This is a genomic window from Enterobacter mori LMG 25706 (assembly GCF_000211415.1).
GTDB lineage: Bacteria > Pseudomonadota > Gammaproteobacteria > Enterobacterales > Enterobacteriaceae > Enterobacter > Enterobacter mori.
In genome coordinates, this window is record NZ_GL890779.1 from 89,055 (window position 1) to 105,029 (window position 15,975).

A 15,975-nucleotide genomic window follows, 5' to 3' on the forward strand; every position below is an offset into this window, starting at 1 on the left:
GATTGGATAAAAATTGTAATCTAAAAAGAGCAAAGAGCATTAGATAAATACAATAAAAAATTTATGAAAGCATTAGCTAAAACTTGTTCAGCATCAATTAGAATTGTGCTTTAATTATTCATGCCACATCACTTTTTGTACTCACACTTATAAATTTAATACTAATTTTGTTTGCTGCATATTTGCATTAGTCTATCGTAGATATAATCATAATAAATAAAAACAACTATTAAATAAAAATTATTCATCAAACTTTTAATGATAGAACATCAAGCCCACCAACAAATATGACAGTCTCCGGTTAAGAAAACCATCATATTTAAAAGTGCATTTCAAATGATTTTTAGAACTTATTCTAAAAACCAAAAAACTAAGTGAAGGAAATCTTTTTAATTTAAACCATCTCCATAACTAGGATGTGATGTCATTACCCTCCTCCTGTGAAATCAAAAAACCCAAAGCTTGAGGGTTAATTTGCAAAATCGTTTTATTCAATTTTTCAAGATTATATTCACTTATACCTTTAGGCCCATTACATACTTCAGTAATATACGACACTATCTGCTCATCAGTTAAAATACTTTTTGAATGAAATGCAACTACAACTATTGCACCTCCCATTCTATGCTTTTCATACGAATTTTCGTCTAAACCATCATAACAACTTCGCAATAGGTCTATTTCTTCTTGATTTAAAACAGGACTCCAGTAATCCCGTTTTAATCCGAAGCAGGCTCCCATGCTAAATGAATAAATATCAAAAGGAATTTTTCCACAAGCACATAACAATCCTTTCAAAATCTCATCAAGGATATTAAGAGGTGGAGTGTAATTGAAATCTGAAGAATTACATCTCAATCCCCATACCCATAAGGCAACGTTGGAGATTGCCTTGTTTTTATCAAGTACTAATTGTTCAACTCTAGGAAACACTTTCGATATAATCTCATTAACTAAATTGGAAGGCAAAGACATTGCCCAATTAATACCTGCACAAATCATTAATCCCAAACATTTTTTCTCATCTGAAGAACTACTAAGCAACTCAGAAATTTCGTTATATCCATCATCACTGAACCAATAGCTAGATTGTTTACGATAAACCGCAAAACTGGCATAACTGTTTCTTATCCATGTTTCAAAAGGTAAATTCATTGGTTCATACAAAATCCATGCTTGTTTTATCAACTCATCAGAGTATGGCCCACTACATAGTGCTCGCCAATCTAAAGCCGCTTCGCATCCCCTTGAAAAATAGGCTACAAGATTTAGTGCCTCAGTAAGTGTCTCTGGTTCAGCTTGTGCCTCTTCTATTAGGCTTTGAACCAGCCTTCCAATTACATTTGGTAATACTCGGGGATAAGATATCCAGTTTGCTTTCTCTTTAAAGTTATGACCTAAATCGACTTTTCTTTTAAGCGCCTTTCCTTTCTGCACAAGTACTCTCAAAATAATATCACCCTGCTTTCCTGCAAGGACGGCACTCATTGGAACAATTTCCTTCCATTCTTCTGAATCAAGATAAGAATTTAATGGTTTCATCGGGGATTTAGAATCATAACCATTATAATTTCCGTCAACAATGGCAAGGGCTGTTAAATATTCTTGAAAAGTTAAATGACGGAACTGATAGAAAGGAACCGCTCTTCCATTCTCAACCTGATGCCCCGCTTCAAGAAGTAAACTAGACCTTAACTCGACTCGCTTTAAGAACTCATAAGGAGTATCCTTTGCATACCTTTTAATTTGAGGAACATTTTCTCTTGCTTGCTCTAATAAATTTAATAATTCTGTTTCAGTCGCTGTTTGTTTGCCAGCCTTCATTAATTCGAAGGCTATATAAGACAATTGAGGAATAGCTTCTTTTGTATTAAGTGCCTCATGACCTTTAATATTCCAAGTATCTAATAATACCTCTACGGCTCTACTATATAAACTCACTCTATCAGGTGGCAATCGGCCCGCACCATGCTTAACAACTAATAACATTGTCAATAGAAGCGGATTTTCTGCTAATCTTTTCAATGATTGATTAGAAACAAGCACTTCTCCTAACCTTTCTGCATCAGATATGGCTTCAGGAGACTGCCCTACCATCAATTGATGCCAGTAATTACAAAGTATTTTTATTGTCTGAGGATTAAGAGGTGCAACTCTCCATTGTTCACAGTAGGAAGCTAAAAATGGAGCTACCAAACTAAACCCAGCTTCGCGACTGGTTATTACAAGTTTAGTTTTCGGGTATTGATCTATAAAGTTTCTTAGATTTTCAGCAAAAATGGTACGTTCGCCATCATCATGAATTTCGTCCAAACCATCAACTAAAAGAAGTACATTACCTTTACTAAATTGCGAAATTAACGCAGTACCAACCCCTTCAAGTACAGACTGGCCACTTATATCGGGTAGTTTTCTCAACATTGTTGCAATAGGAAGTGTGATATAATCCCTCCACTCGCGGCATCTAATTAACACAGGCATTAAATCAACATCTGGTAAATTATCGTCGCTACTTGAACGTCTATCAGGGCTTGCATAGGCGACAGCTAACCGTTTTAGTAATAGACTTTTCCCTCCACCAGGTAAGGCTAAAAGAGCAATACCTTTCGTTTTTGAGAAAACATCACCAAATTGTTTAACTTCTTTATTTTTTTCTAGCCAGTTGTTTAATTTTTTTTCTCTTTCTGGGTCATCAAGAGAAATATCAGGTGGGCAGGGTAAAAGTTCTAAAGGTACAAACAACCGTTCTAAATCGAATCTTCTCTGTGCTGTATCCATATCAGCACGAACACCTTCAATCGTCATCTGGCCACAGTCTTTAACCAAGAATTCTTTATATACAGATAAAAGTTTTATGTTTTTTTGATTTCTATTATTTTTTTCTATCGGTTGTTTCTTTGTTTTTCTTTTGCGTGATTCTTGTATAAATAAACTATTTAAAAAAGCAGGTAACTCAGTGTGAATAGCACCATAACTTACTGGCTCAACAAAACCTTGCCATTTTGGATCTGCGTGACGCATTAATATTTGTTTTTCATCTACCAATGCATAGTGCTGTAAAGAATTAGAACTCAACTGAGTTCGCAACCAATCACTAAGTGCTGAAAAATTAGGATCTGAAAATGTATCCCCACAACCTATAAATAACAAACGTTTGAAAGCACCTAATGTTCTCTGGAACAAATCACGCAACTCGTTATCAATAGTTTTCTCGTAATCTCTTATACCTAGAACACATGAATTTGGCTGCTCCCAATGGCCATGCAAATGTAGAATACCTTTTTCTTCACCTCTGAGCCATGCGGTAGCTTTACGAGTTTCTGAAAGTAATACTGTCGATAATCCAGTCGTTTTTTCCAAAAGAGAATCATAATTCAATGTGCAAATTAATACGCCAGAATTAGAAATATTCCTTACTACTTCCATCATATTTTTATTAGTAGGTTTTATTTTATCAAATGACTCTGATAGCCACCTAGAATATAGATCACCGGATGGAGAATCTAGTTTCCTCCCAACGAACTCAGCAGCACTAAGCAGATCATCAATATCATTAGATGCTAATTGATTACTCCAAAATCCTTTTTGTTCATTTGATATTTTACCCTTTACCGTTGCATAATCAAAACCACTCTCTATTAATCCTTTCCACGAAAGAATTTTATTTAAGTTGTCGGTCAACGCGATACTGCAGCCAGTACCTATAACGACAACTAATTCGTCTTTTAAAATAGACTCTTTAATATTTTCAATTGCTGAGGCACTCATGAAATTGTCCTTTTAAATAAATTATAGAAGCAAAGACCAATCAGTTTAATGGATTATAAGAAAGTTATAAAAAAGTACCAAAACTATAAAGCACAAGTTAAAAAAAAGCCCGCTTTTTGCGGACTTTTAAATATTCTGACTAGATCGGAAGCTCGATCATTCCCACTCAATCGTAGCCGGTGGCTTACCACTGATGTCATACACCACGCGGGAAATACCGTTTACTTCGTTGATGATGCGGTTAGACACGCGGCCCAGGAAGTCATACGGCAGGTGCGCCCAGTGCGCAGTCATGAAGCCGATGGTTTCCACCGCACGCAGGGAAACAACCCAGTCGTACTTGCGGCCATCGCCCATGACGCCGACGGAGCGAACCGGCAGGAACACGGTGAACGCCTGGCTCACTTTGTTGTACAGGTCAGCTTTATGCAGTTCTTCGATGAAGATAGCGTCCGCGCGACGCAGCAGGTCGCAGTACTCTTTCTTCACTTCGCCCAGCACGCGCACGCCCAGACCCGGGCCCGGGAACGGGTGACGGTAGAGCATGTCGTACGGCAGACCCAGTTCCAGACCGATCTTACGCACTTCGTCTTTGAACAGCTCGCGCAGCGGTTCAACCAGCCCCATCTTCATCTCTTTCGGCAGGCCGCCCACGTTGTGGTGAGATTTGATGACGTGTGCTTTACCGGTTGCGGAGGCGGCAGACTCGATCACGTCAGGGTAGATGGTGCCCTGCGCCAGCCACTTCACGTCTTCCAGCTTCAGCGCTTCTTCGTCGAACACTTCTACGAACACGCGGCCGATGATTTTACGCTTGGCTTCTGGATCGTTCTCGCCTTTCAGCGCGTCCAGGAAGCGTTTTTCGCCTTCCCCGTGAACGATGTTCAGACCAAAGTGGTCGCCAAACATGTCCATGACCTGCTGGGCTTCGTTCAGACGCAGCAGACCGTTGTCCACGAAGACGCAGGTCAGATTTTTACCGATGGCGCGGTGCAGCAGCATCGCGGTCACGGAGGAGTCCACGCCGCCGGAGAGGCCGAGGATCACTTTGTCATCGCCAACCTGCTGGCGGATACGCTCAACGGCGTCGTCGATGATTTTTGCCGGGGTCCACAGGGCTTCACACTGGCAGATGTCACGCACGAAGCGCTCCAGCATGCGCATACCCTGACGGGTGTGGGTCACTTCCGGGTGGAACTGCACGCCGTAGAAGCGTTTTTCTTCGTTCGCCATGATCGCGAACGGGCAGCTTTCGGTGCTGGCAACGGTCACGAAGTCAGACGGGATGGCGGTAACTTTGTCACCGTGGCTCATCCACACGTCCAGCAGCGGTTTGCCGTCTGCGGTCAGGGAGTCTTCGATACCGCGCACCAGCGCGCTGTCGGTGACAACTTCTACCTGCGCATAGCCAAACTCGCGCTCGTTAGAGCCTTCTACGTGGCCGCCCAGCTGCATTGCCATGGTCTGCATACCGTAGCAGACGCCGAATACCGGCACGCCAGCTTCGAACACGTACTGCGGCGCGCGCGGGCTGTTCTCTTCGGTAGTGCTTTCCGGGCCGCCGGACAGGATGATGCCGCTTGGATTGAATTCGCGAATCTGTGCTTCCGTGACATCCCATGCCCACAGCTCACAGTAAACGCCCAGTTCACGTACGCGACGCGCCACCAGCTGAGTGTACTGAGAACCGAAGTCCAGGATGAGAATGCGATGTTTATGAATGTTTTCCGTCATTGACGCTAATTCCGAGGCAAGTGAAACAAAAACAGAGCGCCCGGCAGAAGCCGGGCGCGGAAACTTATCAGGAGCCCAGACGGTAGTTCGGGGACTCTTTGGTGATCGTCACGTCGTGAACGTGGCTCTCCTGGATACCCGCACCGCTGATGCGTACGAATTCCGCTTTGGTACGCAGCAGGTCAATGGTACCACAGCCTGTCAGACCCATACAGGAGCGCAGGCCGCCCATCTGCTGGTGAATGATCTCTTTCAGACGGCCTTTATAGGCAACGCGACCTTCGATACCTTCCGGCACCAGTTTGTCAGCGGCGTTATCGGTCTGGAAGTAACGGTCAGAGGAACCTTTGGACATCGCGCCCAGGGAGCCCATGCCGCGGTAAGATTTGTAAGAACGGCCCTGGAAAAGTTCGATTTCGCCCGGGGATTCTTCGGTACCGGCCAGCATGGAGCCCACCATCACGGCAGCGGCGCCCGCGGCGATCGCTTTGGCGATGTCGCCAGAGAAGCGGATACCGCCGTCAGCGATAACCGGAATACCGGTGCCTTCCAGCGCTTCAACCGCGTCAGACACGGCGGTGATCTGCGGAACGCCCACGCCGGTCACGATACGCGTAGTGCAGATGGAGCCAGGGCCGATACCCACTTTCACCGCGCTGCAGCCAGCGTCAGCCAGCGCGCGAGCGCCTGCGCCAGTGGCCACGTTACCGCCGATGATCTGCAGGTCAGGGTATTTGGCACGGGTATCACGAATACGTTGCAGAACGCCTTCAGAGTGGCCGTGAGAGGAGTCAATCAGCAGGACGTCAACGCCTGCAGCAACCAGCGCGTCAACGCGCTCTTCGTTGCCTGCACCGGCACCAACCGCAGCACCGACGCGCAGACGGCCATGCTCGTCTTTACAGGCGTTAGGCTTACGTTCTGCTTTCTGGAAATCTTTAACGGTGATCATGCCGCGCAGGTGGAAGCTGCTGTCGACAACCAGCGCTTTTTCAACGCGTTTTTCGTGCATTTTTGCCAGCACCACGTCGCGAGTTTCACCTTCGCGAACGGTAACCAGACGCTCTTTCGGCGTCATGTATACGCTGACAGGCTGGTTCAGGTCAGTCACGAAACGCACGTCACGACCGGTGATGATACCAACCAGTTCGTTTTCTTCGGTCACAACCGGGTAACCGGCGAAGCCGTTACGTTCGGTCAGGGCCTTCACTTCGTGCAGCGTGGTGGTTGGCAGAACGGTCTGTGGGTCAGACACGATGCCGGATTCATGTTTCTTCACGCGGCGAACTTCTTCCGCCTGACGTTCGATTGACATGTTTTTGTGAATAAAGCCAATGCCACCTTCCTGTGCCAGGGCGATAGCCAGGCGCGCTTCAGTCACGGTGTCCATTGCCGCAGAGAGCATAGGAATGTTCAGGCGAATGGTTTTCGTCAACTGCGTGCTGAGATCGGCAGTATTCGGCAGAACGGTGGAATGAGCGGGAACGAGGAGGACGTCGTCAAACGTCAGTGCTTCTTTAGCGATACGTAGCATGGGCAATATCTCTGACCTGGGTGGTTAAATATTGCCGTGGCATTATACAGAGCGTAACCGATTGCATCTACACTTTTTTGAAAAAAATGCTTGCGATCGCCCCTCAGCAGGTTACTATCGACTGAATAACTTGCTGATTTAGAATTTGATCCCGCTCACATGTTATCCTCTCAATCCCCCTCAATTTATACTGTCAGCCGCCTTAATCAGACGGTGCGTTTGCTGCTTGAGCAGGAAATGGGGCAGGTCTGGATCAGCGGTGAGATATCTAACTTCACGCAGCCCTCCTCCGGACACTGGTACTTTACCTTAAAAGACGACACCGCCCAGGTGCGCTGCGCGATGTTCCGCAACAGCAACCGCCGCGTGACGTTCCGCCCTCAGCACGGTCAGCAGGTTCTGGTTCGCGCCAATATCACACTGTATGAACCGCGCGGTGATTATCAGATTATCGTCGAGAGCATGCAGCCTGCGGGCGAAGGTCTGCTGCAGCAGAAGTACGAACAGCTTAAAGCCAAACTCTCTGAGGAAGGTTTGTTCGACCAGCAGTTCAAAAAACCGCTGCCCTCACCTGCCCACTGTGTTGGGGTCATTACTTCGAAAACCGGTGCGGCATTGCACGATATTTTGCACGTGCTGAAGCGTCGCGACCCTTCCCTGCCCGTCATCATCTACCCGACCGCCGTTCAGGGTGACGATGCGCCAGGCCAGATTGTACGCGCCATTGAGCTGGCAAACGCCCGTCAGGAGTGCGACGTGCTCATCGTCGGGCGCGGCGGCGGCTCGCTGGAAGACCTGTGGAGCTTCAACGACGAGCGCGTGGCGCGGGCAATCTTTGCAAGTCAGATCCCTGTGGTGAGCGCCGTCGGCCACGAAACGGACGTCACGATTGCGGATTTTGTCGCGGACTTGCGCGCGCCTACACCGTCCGCGGCGGCGGAAGTGGTCAGCCGCAACCAGCTGGAACTTTTGCGTCAGATTCAAAACGGACAGCAGCGCCTTGAGATGGCGATGGACTACTTCCTTGCCAACCGTACTCGCCGCTTTACCCAGCTTCATCATCGTCTTCAGCAGCAGCACCCGCAGCTGCGTCTGGCGCGTCAGCAGACCGTGCTTGAGCGCCTGCGCCAGCGCATGAACTTCGCGCTGGATAGCCAGCTTAAGCGCGCGGTATCACGCCAGCAGCGCGTGACGCAGCGCCTGAACCAGCAGAACCCGCAGCCGAAAATTTATCGCGCGCAAACGCGGATCCAGCAGCTGGAGTACCTTCTTGCGGAGACTGTTCGGGCGCGCCTGAGCACCACACGCGAGCGTTTTGGCAATGCGGTGACCCATCTTGAAGCGGTCAGCCCCCTCTCCACGCTGGCGCGCGGCTATAGCGTGACGACGGCGACGGACGGCAAAGTGCTGAAGCAAACCAAACAGGTGAATACCGGTGATGTGCTGACGACGCGTCTTTCCGACGGCTGGGTAGAAAGCGAAGTGAAATCAATTAAACCGGTGAAAAAGACGCGTCAGCGTAAAACCGGATAATTCTTCGCTGGTTACTTACTATACTGCTGCTATTCCCTTTTTTAATAAGGAGAGCAGCATGCCCCATCTTCACAGCGTAATTCCCCCCTATATCCTTCGTCGTATTATCGAAAGCGGTTCCGAGCCGCAGCAACGCTATGCCCGCCAGACGTTAACCCACGTCCAGACGCTGATGGCCCACATGCCGGGAAAACCCGCCGCGCCGCACGTGAATAAAGCCGGACAGCTGGAGCGCGATATTTACGACGCGAAGCAGACCCAGGAGCTGCCGGGTACGCAGGTGCGTTATGAAGGCCAGCCTTCAAACGGCGATGTGGCGGTGGACGAAGCCTATGATTATTTGGGTATTACTCATGATTTCTTCTGGAAAGAATATCAGCGTGATTCGCTCGATAATAAAGGGCTTATTTTGACCGGCACCGTACATTACGGCCGGGAATATCAGAACGCCTTCTGGAACGGTCAGCAGATGGTATTCGGCGACGGGGACGGGGAAATATTTAACCGCTTTACCATCGCCATCGACGTGGTGGCGCACGAGCTGAGCCACGGTGTGACCGAGACCGAAGCCGGGCTTATCTATTTTGAACAGTCGGGCGCGCTGAACGAGTCTCTGTCGGACGTGTTTGGCTCGCTGGTCAAACAGTACCATCTGAAGCAAACCGCCGATAACGCTGACTGGCTGATTGGTGAAGGGCTGCTGGCGAAAGGGATCAATGGCAAAGGGCTGCGCTCAATGTCTGAACCCGGCACCGCCTATGACGATCCTCTGCTCGGGAAAGACCCGCAGCCCGCGCACATGAAAGATTTCATTAAAACGCGCGAGGATAACGGCGGCGTGCACCTGAACTCCGGCATCCCCAACCGGGCATTTTATCTGGCTGCGACGGCGATCGGCGGCTACACCTGGGAAAAAGCGGGATATGCCTGGTACGACACGGTTTGCGATAGCAATCTGGCGCAGGATGCGGATTTTGAGGCCTTCGCAAAACTGACGATCGCGCACCCAGAAAAACGCTCCGGCGGCGACGCTGGGGCGGCCATTAAACAAGCCTGGGAACAGGTGGGAGTGTTGTAAATGCAGGTTCCGGAATTGACGGATGACGCCGTGGTTGAGCTGGCCCGGGAAGGCGGCGTCGCTTTTATTCCCAAGCTGAGCGGGCAGCGCACCATCGCGCTCTCCTCGCTCAATGAGGCCCAGCGCCAGCGCCTGGTGAGCATCCTGGAGCAGGCTTTTCCACGCGGCCAGCCTCCAGGGCAAGCCTCTTCACCCGGCAGCGGCGACCAGCGCTATTTCCGCATCCAGATTATCTGGACCGGGCAAAATCAGGCGCACTACGCCGATATCATCGTGCTGGTGCCCGAGCAGGAAGCGCCCGAGTCGCTGGTCGAGCTGTGGCAGAAAGGCGAAGGCTGCGTGTGCGATTAACCTTCGGCCCGAACAAACTCCACGCGTTTTTTAGAGATAAGACCGTGGCCGTTCTGGCAGAAATAGTCCACCGCGCCGCAGGCTTTTAATACCTGGAGTGGCTGATGACACTCCGGGCAGCGGGCTTCGAGCGCAATATCCTTATTACAGCTTTCGCAGTGCGCTACCCCATTCTGAGGCTCAAGCGCTGCCTGGCAATCCGGGCAGATAATCGTCATGGTGACTCCTTCAAAGCGTTGAGGTCTGCGATAATTTTACCACGTCGCGGTCAGTGCGGGCCACGCAGTTGCTGCTGTAACGTCAGCAGCAGCGTCACTTCCTCGATCCTGCGGCGCGTCGTGCGGCTCACCTCGTGCGGATCCCGTTCAAACAGGCTGTTGGCGCCCAGAATATGCTCTGCAAGACAGTGCTCGTAGATCGTGCCGGGAATGTTCCAGCGTTGACGCGTGTCGCCATTTATCAGCTCAAGCACATCTTCTGCGCCGTGCCGGTCGTAACTGATGGTCCGCCCGTCGCGCAACCAGAGCCGTAAGCCTTTTTGCCCGCCTTCGGGTCCCGCGTATTTGTTAAGCCAGATATCCACCGGCACGCCGCTGATTTTCCCCTGAAGATGCGCTTCGCCTTCCGCCGTGGTCAGGTCACCTTTCGCGATATCGCGCCCCAGGCGGTCTTTAGCCGTGACCACCTGCAACGTCATCTCATCATTCCCGCCCAGATAGCGCACCGTTTCGCGCAGCATCGCCAGCACGTGCGTACCGATATCCAGAATCACGCCATCAGGGTGGCGAAGCGTTCGGGTATCCGGCTCGCCAGTGGCAAAGTTAAGCGCGATGGGCTCCCCTGCGGCGTTATATCCGCTCGGCTCCTGCAAAAAACCGTCGATTTTGATGATGTCAGAGACATTGCCAACCAGTGACCGCTTCACCGTTTCCATGCGCGCCATCCAGTGATCGAGCGCCAGCACGCGGGAGGCGGCGTCGGGGCTCGCCTGCAGCGCGTTGAGTTTTTCTGTTTGGGGAAGCGTGGCGACAATCGGTTTTTCAACCACGATGCGGGAAACCGATGAGGCGAGAGCGTGTTCAAGCACCTCAAGATGGTGCAGCGACGACGTGGTAATAAACAGGGTATCAAGCGGCTGGGAGAGAAGTTCAGACAGCGTGAAGCAGCGCGTTACACCCTCCGGCTGTTTTACGGGCTGGATATCAAAGCCTAAACAGTGAGGGGGAGTATCAAAAAGTTTTCGTATCGCGGGCAGGTAAGCTGTTTCAACGACTGCGCCAAGTCCAACAAACCCTAACAGCATGTTCTTACCTCGTTGAGTGAATTGCCGGGGCATAACGCCGCCCCGGCAAGATCGAGGTTTAAGAGGCGTTAGCTGCCGGTTTAGTCTGCGCATTTTCCAGCATGCGGCGCACCGGAACAATGAGGACGATCAGTACCGCGGCACAAATCAGCAGCGCGACGGAGCAGCGCGCAAAGAGATCCGGCAGCATATCCAACTGGTCGGCCTTCACGTGGCCGCCAATCAGGCCTGCAGCCAGGTTACCCAGCGCACTGGCGCAGAACCACAGCCCCATCATCTGGCCGCGCATTCTTTCCGGCGCAAGCAGCGTCATGGTCGCCAGACCAATCGGGCTCAGGCACAGCTCGCCAAGGGTAAGCATCAGAATGCTGCCCACCAGCCAGAACGGCGACACGCCCGCCCCACCGTTGCTCAGCACGTTCTGTGCCGCCAGCATCATCAGGCCAAAACCTGCCGCCGCGCACAGAATACCAACAACAAACTTGGTGATGCTGCTCGGGCGAATGTTCATGCTCGCGAGCTTTGGCCATGCCCAGCTGAATACCGGGGCCAGCAGGATAATAAACAGGGCGTTGATCGACTGGAACCACACCGCCGGAATTTCAAAATCACCGATCATGCGGTTAGTGTAGTCGTTGGCAAACAGGTTGAACGATGTTGGCTTTTGCTCAAACGCAGACCAGAAGAACGCGGCGGAGACCAGCAGGATAAAGCAGACCAGCAGCCTGGCGCGCTCTTTGCGATTCAGACCCGCGAAAAGGAACAGGTAGATAAAATACAGCGCAACGGACGCTGCAATCACGTAGACCAGCACGCTGGCAACAGCCACCGGGTTAATCACAATCACGCCCTGAGCAATCAGCGTCACGATAACTGCCACGCCGACGGCCAGCGCCAGCAGCCATGCGCCCACGCCGTTGCGCTTCACCACCGGGCTGTTCCAGGTGGAGTCGAGACCGACTTCGCTGTCATAGCGTTTCATTGCCGGAACGGCAAACACGCGGAAGATAATCAGCGCCACCAGCATCCCGATACCGCCGATACCAAAGCCCCAGTGCCAGCCGTGAGTTTTAATCAGCCAGCCGGAAATCAGCGGTGCGATAAACGAGCCCATGTTGATGCCCATATAAAACAGCGAGAAACCGCCGTCACGACGCGCATCGCCTTTTTTATACAGGGTGCCGACCATCACCGAAATACAGGTCTTGAACAGGCCAGAACCGAGCACAATGAACATCAGGCCGATAAAGAACAGGTTGTCGCCCATGATTGCAGAGAGCGCAATCGACAGGTGACCGAGCGCAATCAGGATCGAACCGTACCAGACGGCTCTCTGCTGACCGAGCCAGTTATCGGCCAGCCAGCCGCCCGGCAGCGCGGCCAGGTACATGGTACCGGCAAAGATACCGACAATGGCCGAGGCGTTTTCACGCGCCAGCCCCATGCCGCCGTCATAAACGGTCGCAGCCATAAACAGGATCAGTAGCGGGCGAATGCCGTAAAACGAGAAACGTTCCCACATCTCGGTGAAGAACAGTGAACCGAGTGGATACGGATGGCCGAAGAACGTTCGGCTCTCTTTTGGATTAACAGAGGATTGCATAATTCTCCCGAAAGGTATGTGTCGTGCTTGTAAACACCAGCATGTACGCCGGTCAGTTACGTATCCGACCGATTTTTTACATGTGGCGAAAAATTAGTTAACCATTTGATAACCAGACGCTAGTTTTGTCCAGTACTGAACCCTGGACTTTAAGACGAAAATTCGATGATTGTCTACTTTTCTGGATTTAAAGATGGTTGGGAGTGAATAGTGATTGACTTCACACAGGGTTAGCAATCGTTGTGAAAGCGCGAAAAAAAACCCGCGACAGAGGCGGGTTTTCGTGAGATCGGCAATATTTATTTGCTTTTCTTAATGTGCTTAATCAAACGCTTACGCTTACGCATCTGGTTTGGCGTCAGGGTATTACGCTTGTTGGCGAACGGGTTTTCCCCTTCCTTGAACTGGATACGGATCGGCGTACCCATCACGTCCAGCGATTTGCGGAAGTAGTTCATCAGATAGCGTTTGTAGGAATCCGGCAGGTCTTTCACCTGGTTGCCGTGGATCACCACGATTGGCGGGTTATAACCACCGGCGTGAGCATATTTCAGCTTCACGCGACGACCGCGCACCAGCGGCGGCTGATGGTCTTCTGCTGCCATATTCATGATGCGCGTCAGCATCGCGGTGCTCTGACGACGGGTGGAGCTGTCGTAGGCTTCACGCACGGATTCGAACAGATTACCCACGCCGCTGCCGTGCAGCGCAGAAATAAAGTGCACGCGCGCAAAGTCGATAAAGCCCAAACGGAAGTCGAGGGTCTCTTTCACCTGCTCGCGCACTTCGTTGCTCAGGCCATCCCACTTGTTGACCACGATCACCAGTGAGCGCCCACTATTGAGGATAAAGCCGAGCAGAGAGAGATCCTGATCGGAGATACCTTCACGCGCGTCGATGACCAGCAGCACCACGTTGGCGTCTTCAATCGCCTGCAGCGTTTTGATAACGGAGAATTTTTCCACCACGTCGGTGATTTTCCCACGCTTACGCACGCCCGCGGTGTCGATGAGGACAAACTCACGTTCATCGCGCTGCATCGGGATGTAGATACTGTCACGTGTGGTGCCCGGCATGTCGTAAACGACGACGCGCTCTTCACCCAGAATACGGTTAGTAAGCGTAGACTTACCTACGTCTGGACGACCGACGATGGCCAGCTTGATCGGCAGGTCCTGCGGGTTGAAGGTGTCTTCAGGCTCTTCTTCGCCCTCTTCACTCTCTTCGAACTGCGCCCAATACTCAGCGTCTTCGTCCACTTCTTCCGGCGGGTTCACTTCGTCAACCCACGGCAGCAGCACGGTTTCCAGCAGGCTGGTGACGCCACGGCCATGCGATGCCGCAATCGGGTAGATTTCACCCAGGCCCAGAGACCAGAAATCCGCGACGGCCTGATCGGCATCGATACCGTCAGTTTTGTTCGCCACCAGGAAAGTCGGCTTTTCGCGTGAACGCAGGTGTTTGGCAATAGCGGAGTCTGCAGGCATCAGGCCAGCGCGCGCATCCACCATAAACAGCACCACGTCTGCTTCTTCAATCGCCAGCAGAGACTGTTCCGCCATACGGGTTTCAACGCCGTCTTCTGTGCCGTCGATACCGCCGGTATCGATACAGATGAACTCGCGTCCTTCCACCTCTGCACGACCGTACTTACGGTCACGCGTCAGCCCCGGGAAATCCGCAACCAGCGCATCACGGGTGCGTGTTAAACGGTTAAAAAGAGTGGATTTTCCAACGTTAGGGCGCCCGACAAGCGCGACCACAGGTACCATGTTTGAAGCCTCATAAAATTCAAATAAACGTCGCTTTTGCGGCGTTTTTAAAAATGTCAAAACGGCTCCTGAGTGAACAGGAGCCGTTTAGTATACTACAACCGCCGGGTAATTAACGCGTGATCGCGTACAGCGTGCCGTCTTTTGCCTGAATCAGCAGTTTACCGTCAGCGACTACCGGATCGGTCAGGAAACCAGAACCGTCAACTTTTTGCTGTGCAACAAAGCGACCATTTTCTGGATCGATCCAGTGCATATACCCTTCGCTGTCACCGACCACCAGGCTGCCATTGTACAGGGCTGGTGCGGTCAGCAGACGGTGCAGCAGATCGCTCTGCGTCCACAGCGTTACGCCGCCTTCAGTGCTCAGCGCCAGCAGACGATCGTTCTGGTCAACCATATAGATGCGGTTACCGTCAACGATGAAGTCATTCACGGAGCCCAGTTCACGTTTCCACATGATCTGGCCGCTGCGCAGATCCAGCGCGGTCAGGTTGCCGTTATACGCCAGCGTATAAACAACACCGTCAACAATGACCGGGGTGGTGTCCACGTCGCTCAGACGGTCGATTTCTGTTGAACCGGTCGCCTGGGAGATACGCTGCTGCCAAATCATCTGGCCCTGCTGCATCAGTACCGCGCTCACACGACCGTTATCACCGCCAACAATCGCAGCACCGAAAGCCGTTGCCGGGGCGGATTCTCCACGCAGAGACAGCGCTGGCATATCCAGGTTAACGGTCCATTTCACCAGGCCGTCCGCTTCGTTCAGCGCCTGCAGCTGGCCGTTGCTGGTATGGATCAGCACCAGACCATCACTCACCACAGGACGAGACAGAGACTCACCGGCAACGGTCGTTTGCCATGCAACAGAACCGTCACTGGTGTTCAGCGCATAAACCTGCGCTTTTTCGCTTCCCACGTAAACGTGACCGCCAGCGACGGTCAGGCCGCCGGAAAGCAGCGCAGGTTTACGGGAGAACCAACCGTCTTTTTCCGCCAGGTTAACGGACCATACTTCTTTCCCGTCATCGGCGTTCACCGCTTTCACGGTACCTTTGCGGTCAGCGGCATAGACAACGCTGTCCGCATACGCAGGATGCAGGTTGGAGTAGAAATCGCCAATCCCACTGCCCACGGAGACGTCCCACGCGGTGGATGGGGTAAACTGGTTTTCAACCGTTGGCAGCGGGGACATTTTTACAACATCTTCTTCGCCACTGAACAGTGAACAACCACTCAATAACGTAACAGAAAGCAGTCCTGGCAGAAGTAATTTACGCAATTGCATCGGGTCCC

Annotated in this window: 11 protein-coding genes; 3 read left to right on the forward strand and 8 right to left on the reverse strand. The window is 51.4% G+C overall.

The genetic code is table 11. The annotated features are described in order from the left end of the window. Nucleotides 1-411: 411 nt before the first annotated feature. The 3 genes from ENTMO_RS0117805 to guaB all read right to left on the reverse strand — a co-directional run bounded on the left by ENTMO_RS0117805 (nt 412) and on the right by guaB (nt 7,036). Nucleotides 412-3,768: an SIR2 family protein gene (locus tag ENTMO_RS0117805; RefSeq protein ID WP_010433917.1), complete on the reverse strand. Its 3,357-nt coding sequence runs from the start codon at nt 3,766-3,768 to the stop codon at nt 412-414. A gap of 156 nt (nt 3,769-3,924) precedes the next feature. Then, the gene (gene guaA, locus ENTMO_RS0117810; RefSeq protein ID WP_010433920.1) at nt 3,925-5,502 is read right to left on the reverse strand and encodes a glutamine-hydrolyzing GMP synthase; all 1,578 of its coding nucleotides are present in this window, start codon (nt 5,500-5,502) and stop codon (nt 3,925-3,927) included. 67 nt (nt 5,503-5,569) lie between these two features. Further along, nucleotides 5,570-7,036, reverse strand: a complete 1,467-nt coding sequence (gene guaB / locus ENTMO_RS0117815) for an IMP dehydrogenase (RefSeq protein WP_010433923.1) — start codon at nt 7,034-7,036, stop codon at nt 5,570-5,572. A 159-nt stretch (nt 7,037-7,195) separates the two neighbouring features. Here guaB and xseA point away from each other — a divergent pair, with 159 nt between their 5' ends. From xseA to ENTMO_RS0117830, 3 genes are read left to right on the forward strand one after another with little or no spacing between them, the layout of a single operon-like run. Continuing rightward, nucleotides 7,196-8,569, forward strand: coding sequence for an exodeoxyribonuclease VII large subunit (xseA, locus tag ENTMO_RS0117820; protein ID WP_010433926.1), 1,374 nt, complete (start codon nt 7,196-7,198; stop codon nt 8,567-8,569). Nucleotides 8,570-8,627: 58 nt separating this feature from the next. After that, nucleotides 8,628-9,647, forward strand: a complete 1,020-nt coding sequence (locus tag ENTMO_RS0117825) for a M4 family metallopeptidase (protein ID WP_010433927.1) — start codon at nt 8,628-8,630, stop codon at nt 9,645-9,647. Next, complete coding sequence (locus ENTMO_RS0117830) at nt 9,648-9,998, forward strand: protealysin inhibitor emfourin (protein ID WP_006811517.1); 351 nt, start codon at nt 9,648-9,650, stop codon at nt 9,996-9,998. It abuts the gene before it with no gap. On the opposite strand, the gene ENTMO_RS0117835 is transcribed toward ENTMO_RS0117830, so the two are convergent. From ENTMO_RS0117835 to bamB, 5 genes are all read right to left on the reverse strand, one after another. Next, nucleotides 9,995-10,216: a zinc ribbon domain-containing protein gene (locus ENTMO_RS0117835; protein WP_010433933.1), complete on the reverse strand. Its 222-nt coding sequence runs from the start codon at nt 10,214-10,216 to the stop codon at nt 9,995-9,997. The two genes, ENTMO_RS0117830 and ENTMO_RS0117835, sit on opposite strands and share 4 nt — an antisense overlap. A 50-nt stretch (nt 10,217-10,266) precedes the next feature. Next, nucleotides 10,267-11,301: a Gfo/Idh/MocA family oxidoreductase gene (locus tag ENTMO_RS0117840; protein WP_010433935.1), complete on the reverse strand. Its 1,035-nt coding sequence runs from the start codon at nt 11,299-11,301 to the stop codon at nt 10,267-10,269. A gap of 58 nt (nt 11,302-11,359) precedes the next feature. After that, the gene (locus ENTMO_RS0117845; RefSeq protein ID WP_010433937.1) at nt 11,360-12,904 is read right to left on the reverse strand and encodes a peptide MFS transporter; all 1,545 of its coding nucleotides are present in this window, start codon (nt 12,902-12,904) and stop codon (nt 11,360-11,362) included. A gap of 299 nt (nt 12,905-13,203) precedes the next feature. Next, nucleotides 13,204-14,676: a ribosome biogenesis GTPase Der gene (gene der / locus ENTMO_RS0117850; protein WP_029485161.1), complete on the reverse strand. Its 1,473-nt coding sequence runs from the start codon at nt 14,674-14,676 to the stop codon at nt 13,204-13,206. Between the two features lie 112 nt (nt 14,677-14,788). Then, nucleotides 14,789-15,967 (reverse strand): outer membrane protein assembly factor BamB, encoded by a 1,179-nt coding sequence (gene bamB, locus ENTMO_RS0117855; RefSeq protein WP_010433943.1) that lies wholly within the window; start codon nt 15,965-15,967, stop codon nt 14,789-14,791. Nucleotides 15,968-15,975: the final 8 nt, after the last annotated feature.